Origin of the sequence: Halobacillus massiliensis (genome assembly GCF_900166625.1) — a bacterium.
In the GTDB taxonomy this organism is placed as follows: domain Bacteria; phylum Bacillota; class Bacilli; order Bacillales; family Halobacillaceae; genus Halobacillus_A; species Halobacillus_A massiliensis.
On record NZ_LT800499.1, the window covers coordinates 3015163 to 3033472 of the forward strand.

Annotated in this window: 16 protein-coding genes; 3 read left to right on the forward strand and 13 right to left on the reverse strand. The window is 38.8% G+C overall.

Annotated features, from left to right (window positions below):
- Window positions 1–33: 33 nt before the first annotated feature.
- The 3 genes from B7E06_RS15005 to B7E06_RS15015 all read right to left on the reverse strand — a co-directional run bounded on the left by B7E06_RS15005 (window position 34) and on the right by B7E06_RS15015 (window position 2711).
- Entirely contained in the window at window positions 34–1437 is a 1404-nt protein-coding gene (locus B7E06_RS15005) for a SpoVR family protein (protein WP_082234770.1), read from the reverse strand.
- A gap of 125 nt (window positions 1438–1562) precedes the next feature.
- Complete coding sequence (locus B7E06_RS15010) at window positions 1563–2108, reverse strand: YhcN/YlaJ family sporulation lipoprotein (RefSeq protein WP_082234771.1); 546 nt, start codon at window positions 2106–2108, stop codon at window positions 1563–1565.
- A 150-nt stretch (window positions 2109–2258) separates the two neighbouring features.
- On the reverse strand, window positions 2259–2711 hold the full coding sequence (locus B7E06_RS15015) for a hypothetical protein (protein ID WP_082234772.1): 453 nt from the start codon (window positions 2709–2711) through the stop codon (window positions 2259–2261).
- Between the two features lie 174 nt (window positions 2712–2885).
- Between B7E06_RS15015 and B7E06_RS15020 the strand changes: the two genes are divergently transcribed.
- The gene (locus B7E06_RS15020; RefSeq protein WP_082234773.1) at window positions 2886–3119 is read left to right on the forward strand and encodes a YhdB family protein; all 234 of its coding nucleotides are present in this window, start codon (window positions 2886–2888) and stop codon (window positions 3117–3119) included.
- A gap of 39 nt (window positions 3120–3158) precedes the next feature.
- Here the strand turns inward: B7E06_RS15020 and B7E06_RS15025 are convergent, their stop codons facing one another.
- The 3 genes from B7E06_RS15025 to sigI form a co-directional block, all read right to left on the reverse strand.
- On the reverse strand, window positions 3159–4721 hold the full coding sequence (locus tag B7E06_RS15025; protein ID WP_082234774.1) for a GNAT family N-acetyltransferase: 1563 nt from the start codon (window positions 4719–4721) through the stop codon (window positions 3159–3161).
- A gap of 202 nt (window positions 4722–4923) precedes the next feature.
- The gene (locus B7E06_RS15030) at window positions 4924–6162 is read right to left on the reverse strand and encodes an anti-sigma factor domain-containing protein (RefSeq protein WP_082234775.1); all 1239 of its coding nucleotides are present in this window, start codon (window positions 6160–6162) and stop codon (window positions 4924–4926) included.
- Window positions 6159–6893 (reverse strand): RNA polymerase sigma factor SigI, encoded by a 735-nt coding sequence (gene sigI / locus B7E06_RS15035; protein WP_425432200.1) that lies wholly within the window; start codon window positions 6891–6893, stop codon window positions 6159–6161. The genes B7E06_RS15030 and sigI overlap by 4 nt, the downstream gene beginning before the upstream one ends.
- A 395-nt stretch (window positions 6894–7288) precedes the next feature.
- Here sigI and B7E06_RS15040 point away from each other — a divergent pair, with 395 nt between their 5' ends.
- The gene (locus B7E06_RS15040) at window positions 7289–7870 is read left to right on the forward strand and encodes a flavodoxin family protein (RefSeq protein WP_082234777.1); all 582 of its coding nucleotides are present in this window, start codon (window positions 7289–7291) and stop codon (window positions 7868–7870) included.
- A gap of 43 nt (window positions 7871–7913) precedes the next feature.
- Here B7E06_RS15040 and B7E06_RS15045 read toward each other — a convergent pair whose 3' ends face one another.
- The 7 genes from B7E06_RS15045 to B7E06_RS15075 all read right to left on the reverse strand — a co-directional run bounded on the left by B7E06_RS15045 (window position 7914) and on the right by B7E06_RS15075 (window position 17670).
- Window positions 7914–8723: a S1C family serine protease gene (locus B7E06_RS15045; RefSeq protein WP_082234778.1), complete on the reverse strand. Its 810-nt coding sequence runs from the start codon at window positions 8721–8723 to the stop codon at window positions 7914–7916.
- A 13-nt stretch (window positions 8724–8736) separates the two neighbouring features.
- On the reverse strand, window positions 8737–10770 hold the full coding sequence (locus B7E06_RS15050) for an ABC transporter ATP-binding protein (protein WP_082234779.1): 2034 nt from the start codon (window positions 10768–10770) through the stop codon (window positions 8737–8739).
- The gene (locus B7E06_RS15055) at window positions 10767–12515 is read right to left on the reverse strand and encodes an ABC transporter ATP-binding protein (RefSeq protein ID WP_082234780.1); all 1749 of its coding nucleotides are present in this window, start codon (window positions 12513–12515) and stop codon (window positions 10767–10769) included. Before B7E06_RS15055 ends, B7E06_RS15050 begins: the two co-directional genes overlap by 4 nt.
- A 367-nt stretch (window positions 12516–12882) precedes the next feature.
- A complete protein-coding gene (locus tag B7E06_RS15060; RefSeq protein ID WP_082234781.1) occupies window positions 12883–13887 on the reverse strand; it encodes a TIGR00341 family protein in 1005 nt (334 codons plus the stop codon).
- 79 nt (window positions 13888–13966) lie between these two features.
- Complete coding sequence (locus tag B7E06_RS15065) at window positions 13967–15055, reverse strand: Ger(x)C family spore germination protein (RefSeq protein WP_082234782.1); 1089 nt, start codon at window positions 15053–15055, stop codon at window positions 13967–13969.
- Entirely contained in the window at window positions 15048–16166 is a 1119-nt protein-coding gene (locus tag B7E06_RS15070; RefSeq protein WP_179134064.1) for a GerAB/ArcD/ProY family transporter, read from the reverse strand. The genes B7E06_RS15065 and B7E06_RS15070 overlap by 8 nt, the downstream gene beginning before the upstream one ends.
- Window positions 16159–17670 (reverse strand): spore germination protein, encoded by a 1512-nt coding sequence (locus tag B7E06_RS15075; protein WP_082234784.1) that lies wholly within the window; start codon window positions 17668–17670, stop codon window positions 16159–16161. The genes B7E06_RS15070 and B7E06_RS15075 overlap by 8 nt, the downstream gene beginning before the upstream one ends.
- 104 nt (window positions 17671–17774) lie before the next feature.
- Between B7E06_RS15075 and B7E06_RS15080 the strand changes: the two genes are divergently transcribed.
- Window positions 17775–17960: a hypothetical protein gene (locus B7E06_RS15080; RefSeq protein WP_082234785.1), complete on the forward strand. Its 186-nt coding sequence runs from the start codon at window positions 17775–17777 to the stop codon at window positions 17958–17960.
- Window positions 17961–18310: the final 350 nt, after the last annotated feature.

Sequence of the window (18310 nt, forward strand, 5' to 3'; positions counted from 1 at the left end):
AATAGAAGTCTCGTCTTCCCAGAGGAATATTTTCTACAAGTATTTTTTCTGGATTTTTTTACCTGTATAGGTGAAAGCCACGTCTCTCTCCTCTACCCTTGTTTCTATGTGAATGGGGCGTCCCCACAGCTGATAAACATAAGGTAGTGTCTTTTCTAAATATTTTAAATCGAGTTCTACGTCTTCAAAGTGATGTTTTAAATAAAGCTCCCCACTCTTCATATAATCGCCATCTTCAACAGTAATGTATGGAAAACCGCCGTTTACTCTCATAGTTACGAGTTGATCTCGCACAGCCTCATGATCTTTATCGGTGATTTTATATTTATTCCCTTGTTTTTGGAATAAATATAGATCCTCGCGCCTTACAAGTTCTTTTGTTAAATAGTTTCTGATAAAACTTTGGTCAGATTCTACTTCGCGGACTTCAAACATCTTTTCACGACCAGAACCGGGATTCACTCCATGACGGATCATTTCTTCTGTGGGATTATCATACCGTTCTTCAATATCTTCAAAAATTTTCAATCCTAAATAATAAGGGTTTAGCTGTGTTTTTGACGGCTGGACAACACTGGCATTTAACTTGGCAAAATCAATAACTTCATCACTCGTTAAATCTAATTCCCTGATTATGCGGGCATGCCAGTAAGAAGCCCATCCTTCGTTCATAATTTTCGTTTCAAGCTGCGGCCAGAAATACAGCATCTCTTCCCGCATCATTGTTAAAATATCGCACTGCCAGTCTTCAAGCTCACGGCTGAACTGTTCGATGAAAAGAAGTAAATCTTTTTCAGGATGTGGCGGTATCTTTCTCGTCTTTTTAAACTCTATTTCTTCAGGCGATTCGCCAATGGACCAAAGATCATCATACGGAGTTCTTCGCTTCTTAGTGGTATCTTCCGGCTGATCTGGCTGCCAGGAAAGCTTTGGTCTTACAAGTGAAGGATCAATATGCTCTTGAATAGCCAACACAGCATCAAGAAATGATTCAACCTCTGCTTTGCCGTATTTCTTTTCATACTTTGCAATTCGCTCGGCTGTTGCCGCCATGCTCTCTACCATATCGCGCTTCGTATTTTGAAAACGCGCATTATTTTTAAAAAAGTCACAGTGGGCCAATACGTGAGCAACGATCAATTTATTCTGTATTAAGCTGTTCGAGTTAAGAAGAAATGCGTAACAAGGATTTGAATTAATGACCAGTTCATAAATTTTGCTTAATCCTAAATCATACTGTAGTTTCATTTTGTAATATTGCTTTCCAAAGCTCCAATGAGAAAATCTTGTCGGCATCCCATAAGCACCAAAAGTATATATTATGTCATCCGGACAAACTTCATAATGCATCGGGTAAAAGTCCAGTCCAAATCCTTCAGCGATCTCTGTGATCTCTTCAATAGCCTTCTGCAATTTAGTGTGATCCTGTGCCCTCAAGTTGCCCCCTCCTTTAAATTCATAATTATTTATATGAGGTATAAAGGAGTAAAATGAACTTGTTTCATAAATCAAATAGAACAAATAAAGCCAGGAAGCCCTTTTAAAAGGTTCCTGGCTTTGTATTATCCTTGGTGTCCCGGAAAAATTCGATCTGCCATTTTACCGAATTGACGAAAGAATCCCTGGACAGGTCTGCCTTCCTGAACATCATTTACATAGTTATTTGTCAAATCTACAAAATCAGGGTTTGTAGAGATATATACATTATTGATATCCTGATCTGTACCTTTTACAACTTTTGTAATTTGATCTTCTACTTCATTCGGAAGTTCTTCAGCTTGACCATTTTTGTTCTTTAAAGATGCAGCCACATAAGCGTTGTCACGTGTCTTTAAGACATAAGCATTATCAATGCCCTTCACCTGGTCTTCAATTTTATTCGCAGCTTCTTTAGCCACTTCATAGTTGGTATTGTGCTGCATGCCCCGGTCGTTATCATACTGATTGTTTTGTGGAGCTTCGCTATTATCCTGTTCGCTTGTACGCTCGAAACGGGTATTCTCTACACCATCATAATTGGCATTATTATCACGAGTACCCTGCTCAGCCTGACATGCCGTAAGAGATATTGCAGCCAGCAAACTTGCTGTGATTAGTTTCCATTTCATTGTTTAATTCCCTCCTTACTTTTTTGTAACCGTAGTATGTGTAAGGGGGTATAAAATATACAAGAGCGAAAAACCAATAATCTGCAGATACATTTTGGGGAAACTGAAAAAAAGAACCCCAAATTAAAGGAGTTCTAATATAGATCCCGCTCACCAACGAGGAAGCAGCCACCACACATTTAAAGCAGCCATGTATAGCAATAACATTGAATTAAAATATATAAAAAAGACCGGAAATAATTTATAAAGACCCTGTATTCTTGGGTAGCTTTTTTTCATAAATATAAATGAAGCAATCATAACCGCATAAAATAAAACAAACCATATACCATATAGATTCGTACTCATAGTAATTCCAATCTCATAACCGATGGAATAGATCAGCCAAGGTATTAAGAAAGCGGCTGTTGCAATCAGCAGCCACTTTTTTTTATTTCTTATGTAATAAATGGCTGTACCTGTATAAATGAGAGTAAGTATACCGATAATTTCTGCTAAAGTAATAATGACCCTATTGCCAAAAGTGATAAAGCTAAGCAGCAAAAAGGCTGCAAATAAACAAAGACTTCCTATACTCCCCATCATCCAATGTCTCTCTGACATGTCTAAAAATTCCCCTTCCCTTACCTGACAGCATGTTTAAGGCACTAATGCCCGGACGGCAAAAATAGCAGTAGAGCTGTTTGTCGATTTTTCCATTATTGTGAGGAACTCTCTGTTTTTTGTTACCCCCACGGGAGATAATAAAAACACTCCTTGTTTAAAGGAAGTGAATGTATGAACCCAGATGATTACGAAAAAGCACTCCATTTTATGATATGGGGACAGTGGGACGATCTTCTCGTTCTTATGGTGAGAACTAAAGATCAGTTTCTGGCTAAGAAAATTGAATCTTTTCTCCATGCTTATCATTACTCTACAATAGAGTCCGAGCTGTATCTAAGCCACGAAAACTTATTACACTATATAGACCATGCTCATGCTACGACAGCCGCTGAGATGTATTATTAAATAAGAAATCACCCGTATTGATAAACACGGGTGATTTCTTTACGTCCGTTCCGGTTTGTATTCCGTGTTTACTTTATAATTCAACTCAAATAAATCTCGTCTTCGGTCACGCAGCTGCCTCACCGTCCCTGATTTACGCTGCCTCCGGAGAATTTCCAGATCCACATCTCCTACCACAACAGTTTCTACATTGGCATTACATTCGCCTATAATACCATCCCGAGCGAATTCAAAATCAGACGGTGTAAAAATACCGGACTGAGCATATTGGATGTCCATATTTTCCACTTGCGTTAAGTTCCCAACGGTGCCAGCAATGACCGTATACACTTGATTTTCTACTGCACGTGCCTGAGCACAGTAGCGTACTCTTAAATATCCTTGACGGTCATCTGTACAGAAAGGAACGAAAATAATGTTCGCACCCTGATCCACAGCATAGCGAGCTAATTCCGGGAACTGAATATCATAGCAAATTTGGATGGCGATTTTTCCACAATCCGTATCAAAAACTTTAACTGCATCTCCCGGCTGAATTCCCCACCAAGTCCGTTCATTTGGTGTAACATGAATTTTATACTGCTTTTCAATCGTGCCATCCCTTCTGAACAAATAGGAGATATTGTAGATTTTCTCATTTTCTTCGACAAAATGAGAACCTCCGACAATGTTTACATTGTATTTTACTGCTAGGTGTGTAAACATCTCAATATATTCTTCCGTATACTCCGATAAACGGCGAACAGCTTTCGAAGGTACTTTCTCCTCAAGGAACGACATTAACTGCGTAGTGAATATTTCTGGGAAAACCGCGAAATCCGACCCGTAGTCTGCGGCTACATCAACGTAATACTCACACTGACGACTGAATTCTTCAAAGGAATTAATATTCTTCATCATATATTGAATGACCATAATTCTGACAGGGTGGCTTGTTTTAAAATGCCGTTTTGTACGGGCACGATAGTCGATGTTATTCCATTCCATAAGCGTTGCGTATTTTGAAGACATTTTATCGTCTGGCAGATAATTTGGGTTAATTCTCATTACGGAAAAACCGTTCATAATTTGAAAGGTCAGCACCGGATCATAAATGTTCTGACTTCTTACTTCTTCTACATACTCTCTTGGCGACATTTCATTTTCGTATTTATGATAGTTAGGAATTCTCCCACCGATAATTACACTTTTGAGATTATATTCCCGAGCCAGGTCTTTACGCGCTTCATAAAGACGGCGGCCAATCTTCATACCCCTGTATTCTGGATGTACCATCACTTCAATCCCATACAAATTGTAGCCGTCAGGGTCATGGTTTGTAATGTATCCTTCGTCCGTAATATCATCCCAAGTATGCTTATCATCATATTCATCAAAATTGACAATTAAACTCGAGCAGCTGCCGATAATTTTACCATCGAATTCTACCACGAACTGGCCTTCCGGGAAATGGCGGAGATGGCTTTCTAAATGCTCTCGCTTCCACGGTTCCATATTGGGAAAGCACGCTTCCTGAAGTTTAAAAATTTGTTCAATGTCCTGATCCTGAGTATTTCTAACAATCATTTTTTTTTCAAATTGAGACAAATCAAGCTTAGACATAATACAAGTCCTTTCTATATGGTTCTAAACTCTTCGTTGATCTTATCGTACTCAATAGTTCAAGTTTTTGTCTACTTTTATACGATTTTGTTTAAAAATAACTTCAATATAATTACTTAAGTTCTAGTCTAAATTACCCATTAATATTTATCCTTACTTTATATATTCACTATTTTGCCATTAAAAAAACACCCTGATAAGATTATGGCTTATTCGGGTGCTTCTCCTGCTTATTTGATTTACCATGAGAACTTTTAGCGTTTTTTGAAGAAGGATTTTTTTCCTTATCCTTTTTGCCTTTTCTTTGTGAAGATTCATTCCCGCGATTTTCCTTCTTTCCTTTCGAATCCTCTTTCTTACCTTTAGGATTCTCTTTACCTTTAGGTTTCTCTTTCTTTTCTTTATGAGACTTTTCTTTGGGAGCTTTCTTTTGTTTATTCTCAGCTGATTTTTGTTTATCTTTTTTTTCCGGATTATCTTTAGGCTGTGAATCAGCATGAGAAGGAGGCTTAGTAGCCTTTTCCTTCTTGTCTGAGTTATTTGGATGTTTCTTTTTCTGAGAAGGTTTTGCTTCTTTTCCTTCTTTACTTGCAGTTTTGGGAGGAGAGGGAATGGGAACTGCCGTCGGCTCTTCCAGACGACTTGTATCAGCAGGAATTTCCACTTCTTCTTCATCTTGTTCTTCTGTATCTTTAGTCGAGTCATTTTCATTATAAAACGATTGAATAATTTCTTTATCATCTTCTTCTAAAGATACAGACGGCTGATCACTTTGGTTATTATCCAGATCACCTTCATTTTCTATTTTGCGTGCCATAATTTCATTTACAGAGAACCCTTCTTCCTCTGCCTGTACTCTAACCGTATCAGGCACCGTATAAGAAGCTAACAAAATATCCTGCATTCTTTCGTCTAAGTAACTTTCAATCTGGTCAGAGAAATCTAAGTCACTCGTTCCCTCCAAGTAGCTGACACCTATAAGCACTTGATGCTCACTATTCAACAAGCCTTCTGCCCTGCTGAATTTAATCATTTGAAGAGCTACTTTTGATACAGAGCTCTTTTTCCAATCTTCCAGGCTTGCGATCATTTCCTCGGCATCTTCATTTAAAGCTTGAATATCAATAACTTTCATTTTTTCATTTACTTTCATTTCCACGCTAGGATTGATATCCATGTTCACTAAGGCATAAGCTTTATTGCCTTCATGCCAGAGATAAGTTGGAAACATTGACAGCAAAAGAGCCAAAACTGCTGTAGCAATTTTCAAACGGTGGATGAGCATAAATTTACCTATCATTGAACCTGGTTCATAAGCCTGGAAGTAAACTTCCATTCCAATCTCGGCATTTTTTAACCGCTTGGCTTTAAGAAAAGAACCTTCAGAGGTCATAACGATAGTGAATTTTTTTGACTGCTCCATTACAATACCTTTTCTCACATACCCACCCCTTTTAAGTACTCTTTGAGGTAAACATAGTCTCCAGACAAAATGAGAACCATGGCGATGATGAATTTACGGTTTCTTTCAAGAGTTTTCTTACTGACGTTTACACGGCTGACTAAATCCTTCATAGGAAGCCGGCCTTTTTCAAGTACCTGCTGTCTCAGTGCATTGTCATTATAAACCGTCCGGGCTACCTCAATAGCGGACTCTCTTGCGTCTACATGCTTGGGTGAAGATTCCGTTAATTCGTGAAAGGTGAGATTATATTTTTGAAGTTCCCTTTGAAATTCAATAATTTCTTCTTTTCTGTACCAGGATTCTGTTTCCAGAGCATATCGGTCTTTGGCTGCTTGAATTTCCAACGGATTCTCCATTTGTTCATCATCGGAATATTCATCATCCAGTGAAATAACCTTAAGACTCTTCTGCTCATTTCGGATATAATCAATCACCTTACGTTTTATGACAAGCTTTGCAAACGACAAAAACGAGCTTCCTTTATCACACGAATAAGCGTGAATAGCTTCGTTAAAAGCAAGCAGTCCAATACTGAACTCATCATCTCTCTCAGGATCTATATAGCGTTTACACACTTCAGAAACACTTTTGGCGATAAAAGGTTGATACTGTTTTAAAATTTCATTTTTAATATTATCGTCTCCCTGCTTGGCAGCAGCGACTTGATCGTCAAGGGAGGTGTTTCTATTTTTTAACAGACGATTCATCAACCTTTACCACCTCAGCCCTCATATTGTTTCGATTTAAAAACTTTTTCTTTGGGTGTTTTTTAATAAATTATTTCATTTTGATTACAAAGAAGTATCAACCTCTAAAAACTGAAGCTATAAACCCAACTATATAAATAGGTAAGTGTTTGTATTGTATCGAGCCATGATAAGTTTACTTAATTACCCTAATAAATACCACCACACAGTATTTACATTTTGTTAAATAATGATTTCAAAAAGTAGTTCTTTTTACCTAATAAATAGTTATTATCTCTAGACTTATAACTAACGGTCTTTAACTAGGTCTAAAGAATCATAAATATAGAAAGTGTTTATTTTTTTCAGAAAAGGTTAAACCTCTTTTAGATCCGAATTTTGGGAGGTGAAAAGAGATGAAGGCCTTATTGCTTAATTGCAGTCTTGAAAAAGGGTGCCAGGAGAACGAAACGGAGAACCTTATAAATCAGGCTGCTTCGGTGTTCCAGCAGGAGAAAATTGACGTTGAACGCATTCACTTAAGGGATTTCCAGATCACGTTCGGCATAACGAACAGTCTTGACGGAGATGATGACTGGCCTTTTATATTTGACCGTATTCTTGAAACAGATATTATTTTAGTTGCCACTCCGATTGCTTTAGGTGAGCAAAGCAGTATCGCTACATTAATTATCGAAAGACTGCAAGGGTATTATGATATAAAAGATAAAAAGGGCCGGCAGCTCTTCTATAATAAAGTGGCCGGTGTTCTTGTTGCTGACCATGGAGATGGTGGTGCACGATCAGCAGCAGAATCTATCTTATATTCCCTAAGTATGCTTGGCTTTACCATCCCTCCTCAACCGAGTGCGATATGTCTACCCGACGAATCACCTTCCGATAAAATTCTGCAAACGAGCACAAGCCTCGTTAATCTTGCTGAAATCTTATCCTTTCATCCTATTCCGGTTCTGGATGACGAGCCTTTTGAAGCATAAAAAAGCTCCATTTTCGTAGCAGATTACGGAAATGGAGCTTTTTTTATTTATTTTTGTGATAATAATCAATTGGCACAGCTAAACCGACGCGCCCCTCCTCATCATCATGAAGAGTAGCAAATACCACCCCAATTACCTGGCCCTCTTTATTAATAACCGGGCTTCCTGAGTTTCCCCGGTAAATTGGCGCATCCAACATTAGAACCGGCTGATCCCAGCTGTTAAGGTTGGTATATTTTAAGATTTCTCCTTTGTTTGCAATGCCATTAAAATTTAACGGACTGCCTATAAAAAAGAATTCTTCCCCTTTTTCAAAACTTGTTTCCTCGGCTAGCTGAAGATGCGGAAGGTTTTTGCCATCTACCTTGAGAACAGCTAAATCGATAGATGGGTAAGTTTCTTCCACTTCCGCTTGAAACAGTCCTTTCTCTGGAAAAGCGACAGTAATCCGACTTTCTCCTTCAATGACATGGTAATTGGTAAGGATCGTCCCTTTTTCATTAATTGAAAAACCCGTACCGCTGCTTTGCCCAGTCTCAATGGTTACCACCGCTTTTTTATACGCTTTAATTTCTTCATTTGCAGACAGTTTCGCAGAGGTTACGAGAAAGTCGACAGCCGGAATGGAAAACGTGCCGGGAAGAACAGCAATCACGTTCAGTGCCATCATAAAAGCAATCAAATAGAAAATCCAGCGGGGAAATGGGCGTCTAGGTTTAGGGTTTTCTCTTTCAACCTGTGCCTGTTCCCACGCTTTTCTTCTTTCTTCCTGCACGATTTCATTCATTTCTTCCTCATCAATGTCCTCATATAAATCTTCATCAATGATATCCTTTTTATTCCGATCCGTCATGTAAAGCCGCCCCTTAAACAGCAGTCTGCTTAACAGCTCCCTGCTGCAATTGATACATTTGATGATACTTTCCTTTTAACTGCATAAGGTCGCTGTGGTTCCCTTTTTCTATCATTGTACCATGATCGAGAACCATGATTTGATCAGCCTGCTGAATAGTTGACAGACGGTGGGCGATTACGAGAGTGGTCCTCCCTTTTTTTAATACTTCGAGTGCCTTCTGAATAAGTTGTTCGGTTTCTGTATCGATGTTCGCGGTTGCTTCATCTAGTATTAAGATAGCCGGATTAAATGCTAAGGCTCTCGCAAATGAAATGAGTTGTCTTTCCCCCATCGACAGTGAGCTTCCTTTTTCCTTTAATGGAGAGTCATATGTTTCAGGCAGCTTTTCAATAAAACGATCCGCTCCTACAGCCTTTAAGGCTTCTATTGCCTTTTCCCGGGAAATATTTGAATCATTCATGGTAACATTTGATAAAATTGTTCCCGAGAAAATAAACGGATCCTGTAATACAATTCCCATATGACTGCGAACCTGCTGTCTTGATAAGTTACTAATAGACGCGTCATCAATCTTAATTTTTCCTTTTTGTGGATCATAAAATCGAAACAGTAAATTCATAATGGAACTTTTTCCAGAGCCAGTATGGCCAACAAATGCAGCTGTTTCTCCAGCCTTTACTTCAAAGTTTAAATTCTTTAAGATATAATCTTTGTCATCGTACGCAAATGAGACATCTTCAAATTTAATATGACCCTGGTAGCGGGGGAGTTTTTCACCATTTACTTTTTCCCCTTTTTCATCGAGCAGTTCAAAAACACGGCCTGCCGATACTCTTGCTTGTTCCAGTTGAGGCAGCTGGTTAACGAGATCCGTTACAGGCTGGAATAATCGGTTTAAATAATCAACGAATGCATAAAGCACACCTGCTGTTACTAGTCCTTCCGTCCCTATCGATCCTGATCCAAAATACCAAATAAAAGCGACAAATGCCAAATTCCTAAGCACATTGACCAGGTTGAAGGAAGTTAACGCACTCAGTCTTACAAGCTTCCGTTGAAAAACAAAGTGTTTTTCATTCAGCTGTTCAAAGTCAGTCGATACCTGCTGTTCCTGACGAAATGCTTGAATAATAGACATTCCCTGTATAGATTCATTGATATTGCCGTTCATATCACTAACAGCCGCTCTTACAACTTTATTATATCTTCCGCCCCAGTGCTTATATGCCTTCATCCATAACCAGATGACAGGAAGAAGAAGTAAACAGAACAGCGCAAGTCGTATATCAAGCAGAAACAATGCTGTATAAATCCCCGCCATATAAAAGCTGCTCGTCACAAAAGTAGTGAGTACTTTAACATATAGCTCGCGAATTGCTTCTGTATCGTTTGTCACTCTTGCGACAACTTTTCCAGCTGGCTGGTCTACAAAATAACTAATCGGAAGTCTTTGGAGATGGGCAAACAAGTCATCTCTCATTTGACGGATAATCCGGTTTGATGTTTTCTGCAGGACGAATGTATGAATATATTTAAATAAAGCAGCAAAAATCAGCAACCCGGCATATATCGCCAGCAGCCAATAGATTGCCCGTTGTTCAGGAGCAAAGAAGCGGTAAAGCTCCTCTAACTTTAACTTCACAGCCTGGACGCTAATTTCCCCATTCGAGGATTTAATCGTCATTATACCTTCATTGACTGAGCGGCTGCCGCTGATGGGTACTTTCTCAGATATAAAATAATAATCCCTTCCTGCCTGAAGAATGGTCGCTTCTGCCAATACTTGCTTATCCAGATTCTCCAGCCTGTCTGAACGAACATAAAGGGCACCGTTATAAGAAACAGTGTGATCTGATTTTTCGTTCACTTCGTACCATTGATTTTCAATTCCTACGATATGTTCATCGATCAGCCTCTTTGCGATAAAAGGACCGGTGAGTTCAAGTGATACGGCAAATAAAACACAAATAAGCCCAATGATAATCTGCTTTTTAAATAAAAGGGCATAATTCATTAATCTTTTTTCTGTAGAAGGAGTCCTCATTTTCCTGCCTCCTCTGCTTCCAGCTGCTGATGCTCGTATTGATCTTTGTACCAGCCATTCAACTGAATTAATTCTTCATGTGTTCCTTCTTCAATTATCTGTCCCTCATCAAGAACGATAATATGATCTGCATGTTTGACCGCTGATAATCGGTGAGCTGCTATGAAAGTAGTTTTTCCTTTTCTCTCTTTTCGCAATTGTTCTAAAATACTAGCTTCCGTTTTTCCGTCTACAGCCGACATAGCATCATCAAGCAACAGGATTTGCGGATTCATAATAAAGGCTCTTGCTATAGCTACTCTTTGTTTTTGACCTCCTGAAAGTGTCACACCACTCTCCCCAACAAGAGTATCAAGCCCGCCTGGCAAGTTTTTAATATCATCAAGAAAACAGGACAATTCCATTACCCGGTAAATCTCTTCGTCTGATGCCGTATTTTTTCCAAACTGTATATTTTCTCTAATCGTTTTTGAAAACAAAACCTGATCTTGTGGTACATATCCGATCCAGCCTCTTGTCACATCAAGTGCCATTTCATTTAGGGGCATACCATTGATTAGTACAGTACCTTTAAAACTTGGATACTCTCTTAACAACTGTCGAAGAATTGTCGTCTTCCCAGCTCCCGTTTTCCCGACAATTCCTATCGTCTGTCCCTGTCTGACTGTAAGGCTTATATTAACTAAGGCTTCTCCATCAGCTTCAGGGTACTTAAAAGTGACATTTTGGAACTCTATTGTTTCTGGATGCACTACAATTTTGGGCACTTTAGGTGAGACTATATCCGGCTTTTCATTCAATGTTTCATTGACACGGTCAAGAGAAGCATTCCCCCGCTGCATAACATTGATCAGTTCGCCAACCGCAAACATCGGCCATATCAGCATGCCTAAGTAAACATTAAAGGACACAAGTTCACCTAAAGTAATTACATTTTGGAAAACTAATGCCGTACCATATCCAAGTCCAATCGTATAGGAAATACCTACAAGAATTGTGATCGTCGGTTCAAACAACGCATCCACCTTAGCCACTTTAACGTTTTTGTCGTATACATCCTGGGTCATATGGTTAAAAGTCTTCTCATCATGACTTTCCTGCACATAAGCCCTGATCACCCTTACACCTCTTACAGATTCTAAGACACTATTATTCATTTCACCGAAGGCATTCTGAGCCTCCATGAACCGGCTGTGAATAACTTTGCCGTAACGATTCATTACATATGCCATAATTGGCAGCGGCAATAAGGCGGCGATGGTAAGCTTAAAGTTGATCGTAAAACCCATCATAGCGATGATCATAATCATAAAAATTGTGGAATCCACTAAAGTTAGAATTCCAAAGCCAGCTGTCATCGTCAGTGCCTTTAGGTCATTGGTACTTCTGGCCATTAAATCCCCTGTTTTGTTGCGGTTAAAGAACCCTGGGGTCATTTTTAAAAAATGGTTCATTAAATTTGAACGCATCCTTCTTTCAAGCGTTGCAGCCCCGCTAAATAGCGTGTAATCCCATAAGTAAGATAGAGTGTAGCTTAAGATGATAATGCCTCCGTAAATGAGCAGAAGCTCTCCAATCCTCTCATACGTTAAGGTATTGAACTGCATCTCATCAATGGCCATTCCCACCAGCTTAGGAGGAATCAGATCTATCGCACTTACCACAATAAGAGCGGCGATAGCAAACGTGTAACTTTTTCGATATTCTTTAAAAAACCAGCTTAACTTCCATAAAACATTAAACAAATTCCATCATCCTCTCTACATACAAGTACAGCTATCCACTTTCTTTCCAGTCTTCTTCTTTTGTCCTTTTAAAAATTTCCATCATCATTTTCTCTCCTCCTGGCCAATTAATTTTATGTGAAGCGGTTTCCCGCAAAACACCAAAAAAGCATACGTACTCGCCGTATGCTTTAGAACACAAAGATACATATAGAGTCACGAACAGACGCAACCCTTTTTTAATACACTTTTAACGGACTACCGGGCCACGACACACTATTAAATTGCGCTTTGGAACCATTTTAACTTTTTTCATCGTCGTGACCTCCTTTGCTTAATGATTATATATTATATAGTTATCGGAAAATTTTATCAATTGTTTTTTTCTTCACAAATTAAATTCACCCCCGCTAATAACAATTAATACGGCCAAAATTAAAATAATCGTAAATACAAAAATAAATGATAGTGGCCGCGAGACATTTGCTTTTTGTACTTCTTTCCAGAGTACAGGTCGAATCCCTGTCACAGAAAAAATAATGACGGCAGCCAGCAGAATTGACATGATATTAACTGTTACCAGCAAAAAAGCACCGTAGGCGAAATTCCAATCACCGTTTCCCATAGAAAACCCTAACGCAACACTCGGGGGGAGCAGAGCTACAGCTACCATAACGCCTACCAAATTTCCGGATAAGCGATTTAAAAAAGCCAGGGAACCCGCCGCACCCGAAGCAACTCCAAGGATAATATCAGCTACTTCTACTTTTGTCCGGCTTAAATATTGGTTGGTTTCCAGTTCCATATGTGTAAAAGCAGCAAAAAATACGGAAATCATTACAACCCCTCCTACTCCCCCCAGTAAAGTTAAGGCTGATTTACTGAGCAGCTTATAATCCCCCAAGACAGAAGTAAAGGCAATAGATATTACCGGTCCAATCATAGGAGCAATAACCATAGCTCCAATAACAACAGCTTCACTATCCTTTATAAATCCGACCGTTGCGACAATAGCTGACAAAACAATTAATAAGGAATAATTCCACGTAATCCTGCTGTTTGTTTTTACTGTAGTTAATAGTTCGTGACGGCTTGCTCGTTTAACTTTAGCCGATTCCTGTTTTTTTTCCCTTTCACTTTTAACGGATTCTTTTGAAAAATAAGCATGCACGGGAATAAGAATCGTCTCAAATCCATCGACAATATTTGAAATTTCTTCTAAATCATTTAAAATTTCTTCGACTTTATCGTTTTTAAATAATATCCTAAACAAAGTTCTTCCATCCGCTTCTTTCTCTATCCAATACGATTGAAATGAAAAGTCTTCCAACTGTTTCTGGAATTCTTTAATGTGAGAAGGAGGGACATGTACTTCCACTAGTCGCAAGCTCATTGAATCTCCCCCATTCAAGGGTTTTACCAATAGCATGCCCTTTCATAATAGAGTAATTCTCTGTGCAGGTTAGGATTGATTAATAAGAAATCCCTGTTCCGTTTAGTTCAATATCTACATCAATGGCTATTGGAACACTTGAATATTTCCTTTCCCACTTTTTCATGTCAGACCCTTTCATCCGATTTTGATATAAGGCTCCCAGTCCTAACGGATCTGTTTCGTTCTCTTTAAATTGGGTGATAAGATGGTTCATTTTGTTTTCGAAATGTTTTTCTAGTTTTTTCTCTACATCACTAACCAGCTTAGGTGTTTTATCACTGGCAATATCAAGCCTTTTCATCTCATTAAGAAAGGCCTCCGCTTTTACGGTAACATTAAATTCCGGATTTTCCGGACTGCCATTTAATTTGTATTTAACTTTTGAATCCGTAATTATAAAACCCACTTTTCCATCTTTATAGTTAATATTTTCCCTGCCCTCTTTCACTCTTTCTCGGAGAAGTTTAAAAGTTAAAGCTTCTGATTCCGGAATAATTTGTACTAGCCTCCCCCGCTTAAGAACAGCTATGCCTGAATAAAGCACAGATCCATTCTCTTTGGAAAGATAAGGAAGAAATCCATCAATCCCTTCTCCGTAATAGGCATAAAGGTAATTATGCAGGTTCGTTTCCGGAAAATTTCGGGTGGAGTTATTTTCGATGACTCCTTTAATATAACGAGCAGTCGTTATATTTTGACTGTATTTTTCTTCCAATATTTCTTTTGTGCTGTCCTCTGTTATGGCTAAATAGATGTTTCTACCTATACGCGGGTCTCTGCTTAATACATCCATGAATTCCCTCATATTATTTTTTTCTACCAGCTCTTTATTAAATAAAGTAACGGCTAGCTTTCCCATTGATAAAGGCTTGGACGATTCTCTCTCTATTTTTGTATCAAATTCATTTAATGAACCTGCCTCTACTGAGAGCATAACTTCTTCAATTTTGCTGCTTCCGTCCATTCCATATTGAGGTATGGCAACAGTTCCTATAATGTTTTCTTCATTCTTATAATCATAACCGGAGATCTGGACAATGGCCCGATCTTCAACACTTTTCACTTCCGTGCAGCCTGCTAATATAATTATTGATCCTATGAAGGTTACTAATATTCGCTTATGCATGATTCTTCTTCCTCCATTTCCCAACCGTTTTCATTAAAATAAACAATAGAGGAATATAGAGAAGCACGTAAAATCCAATCAAATTCGCCATATCGTTCAGCTTCTCGACTCCCTGTCTGCTGTCAATAATCACTGTAAATATATAGAGGAGGAAACAAAACAGCCAAATAAAAGCCTTCTGGCTGGATACAAACATCCTTTTAGGGATACGACTGGCTCCCCATAATGCCAGGCAAATATTTGGGACAATCACGTACACCCATAATGCAATACCAATATATTCAAATCGTTCTATGAATGGAAAATGTACAATTTTCCATAAAGAGATGGTTCCCCAAGTAACGTGTTTTAACTGCTCTTCACTATAGTAAAGAAAGGAGACAAGAGCAGTCACTAAATAAATAAGTACCGTATAAAACACCGCAAAATGAGCCCATTTTTTGGATTCGTCCGGCTTTTTGATAAACGGGTAAAATATAAAGAGCAGTTCTATTCCTAAAAAGCCTAGAATAGAGGCTTTCGCAGATTTGAGCAAATCGAGAATGCTCGCATCAATAACTGGGTAAAGATAGTCTGTTACTCCCACCTCTATTGGGAAGAATTTCAGCAGCAGGAGAGGAAGAGTCAAAATTGTGCTTATTAAACATAAACCTGTAACGAGTCGAAAACCGCCGATGACCATATAATAAACGAGCAAAATAAAAGCAAGTGCGAAAATCTCTATTTGTATACTTGGGAATACCCACACTTGAATAACTTCAATAAAAGTACGTAATACCGTAAGAGCGAGGAAAAGATAATACACACTAAACAACAGGCTGAAAACAGCGCCGATATATTTGCCAAAAACTATACGGTGGACAGAAACAATGTCTCCTTCGCTATCCTGGAGAATTTGATAAATCATCCATAACATCAGATGGAGGAAAGCTCCTGCAATTAATATAGAAATCCAGGAATTGAATCCTGCATATTTTGCAATATAGCCTTCAAATCCCAGAATTCCTACTCCCACCTGCATCGAATGAATAATAAAAAACACAAACATTGGCGTAATGAGGAGCCTCTCTGATACAGGAAGTTCAGCCTTTGCACGGGAAATTTTATTCATCAACATCCCTCTTCTTTATGGCCTTATTTTGGTCAAACCGCTTAACCTGCTCAGGGCTTGTCTGAACTGGTCTTTCTGACTGTCTGCTGAAAGGAAGGCGGATAAATGCATCACGCAGATCCCTGAATCTTAAAGGATAGATCGGGGCAAAAAACGGACGTCCTAACGATTTAAGCTTTATTAAATGGCCGATGTAAAAAGCCATTACCATAGATACTCCTATTAGTCCCCATAATTGTGCCCCTACCAAATAGGGAAAGCGAATTAACCGAATCGTATTGCCAATCTGATAAACAGGCGTTGTAAAGGAAGCGAGTGCTGCAAGAGCAACAATAATAAGCAGGACGTTACTCGTAAGTCCTGCATCAACGGCAGCTGTTCCAATTACAATACCTCCTACAATACCGATGGTCTGACCAATCTTTGTAGGAAGACGGGCTCCTGCTTCTCTTAACAGTTCAATAGCTATTTCCAGAATAATTACTTCAAGAATCGGCGGAAATGGAATATCAGCCCGTGAAGCAACAATTGTTGTCATTAGTTCTTCTGGAATCATCTCATGGTGATACGTAAGAATGGCTACATAAAGCGGTGTGCTCAATACGGAAAACAAAACCGCAAAAAGGCGGATCAATCGAAAAACAGAAGCTAAATGCCAGGGTAAAAAGTAGTCATCGGACGCTGAGAAAAATTCGACAATTGTTGTTGGACAAGTAAGAACATGGGGCGAGCCATCGACTAAGATGCCAATCTTTCCTTCAACTAAACCTTCCACCACTCTATCCGGCCGCTCTGTGTCAAGAAACTGGGGAAAAGGAGAATGAGAATTATCTGCAATCATTTGAGTGATAAAGGAACTGTCAATGATCTGGTCATATTCGATATTATTAAGACGCTGAACCACTGTATTTACATTTTCCTGATTTGCGATTCCATCTATATAAATTATCCCTACCCTCGTTTGAGTCAGTGTACCGATCGTTAACTCTTTAACCATGAGGGATGATATTGGAAGTCTTTTTCTAATCAGACGTGTATTTTCATTAATAGATTCTACAAAGGCTTCTTTAGGACCAACCACACTGAATTCTACTTCTGGAATAGATACATCTCTCGTTTGGTTATTGGCAGCAAAAATAATTAGAACATGGAAATTTGACTCGGAAGATTTCACCAGTACGTGGCCTGTCATTACTTTCTTTTTTATCTCCTGTACATCTTGACTAATTGTCAGCTCCTGAACAGGTATACTTGCTTTAGCATCTGACAAGGAAGGAGAAGTGCTCATTTTAAGAATGGGCAGGATCAGCTGGTTAACGACGTGATCATCAATCAGTGTATTAAAATAAGCAATCTGGTAACCAGTACTTCCCACCTGGTAGCATTTAAAGTCACTTGATTTTTTCAAGTTTTTATATAGCTCTTCAAGGCTTTCCTCTGACTTCATTTCTGCCTTTTTTATAAATTCACTTTGTTTCTCCTTTTTTCTGTTCCTCCACATCATTAACACTCCTCAGCCGCTCTCTCCCTTTAGAACTTTTTCTTATTCTTGACCAGCACATTTATTTTATGCGATAGGAAATGCTATCAAAGAAAGGAGATGAACGAATGTTCTACGCATATTTAACTCCATTGCTATTATTACTTTTCTTTTTCTTATCGATATATTTTTTATTTGATGTCCTGGCTAAGATCATTTTAGTTGTCTATATTATTGTCGTTGTCTTCCTTCCTTTTGTGTTGATCCTGAAAGAAGAAAACAGAGATTCTTCAAAACCTGGACAAAAAAATTAGAAAGCACCCAGTCAGTAGGCTGGATGCTTTTCCACAAAGGGTTCACTTGCTATTACAGTGAGCTTATACTTTTCGGAACCATACCCTTGCTCTATGCTCCGATAAGGACTTCTTTCATTCACAGAAATATGAGAATTCCGTTCCATTTGCCTGAATAAAGAGAAACATAAGTAACCTGCTCCGTTTGCCTGAATATAGAGAACCGGGCCTGGGGAAAGACTCGCTTTCCATGGGCGAACGGTGAGCTTCCTCGGGCTTTTAGCCCTCCGGGATCTCACCCTGTTCTATCCTCCCATAGGAGTCTCGCCGTTTCCCCTGGCCCTTTATGTTTTTTTGAGTAACGGAACATT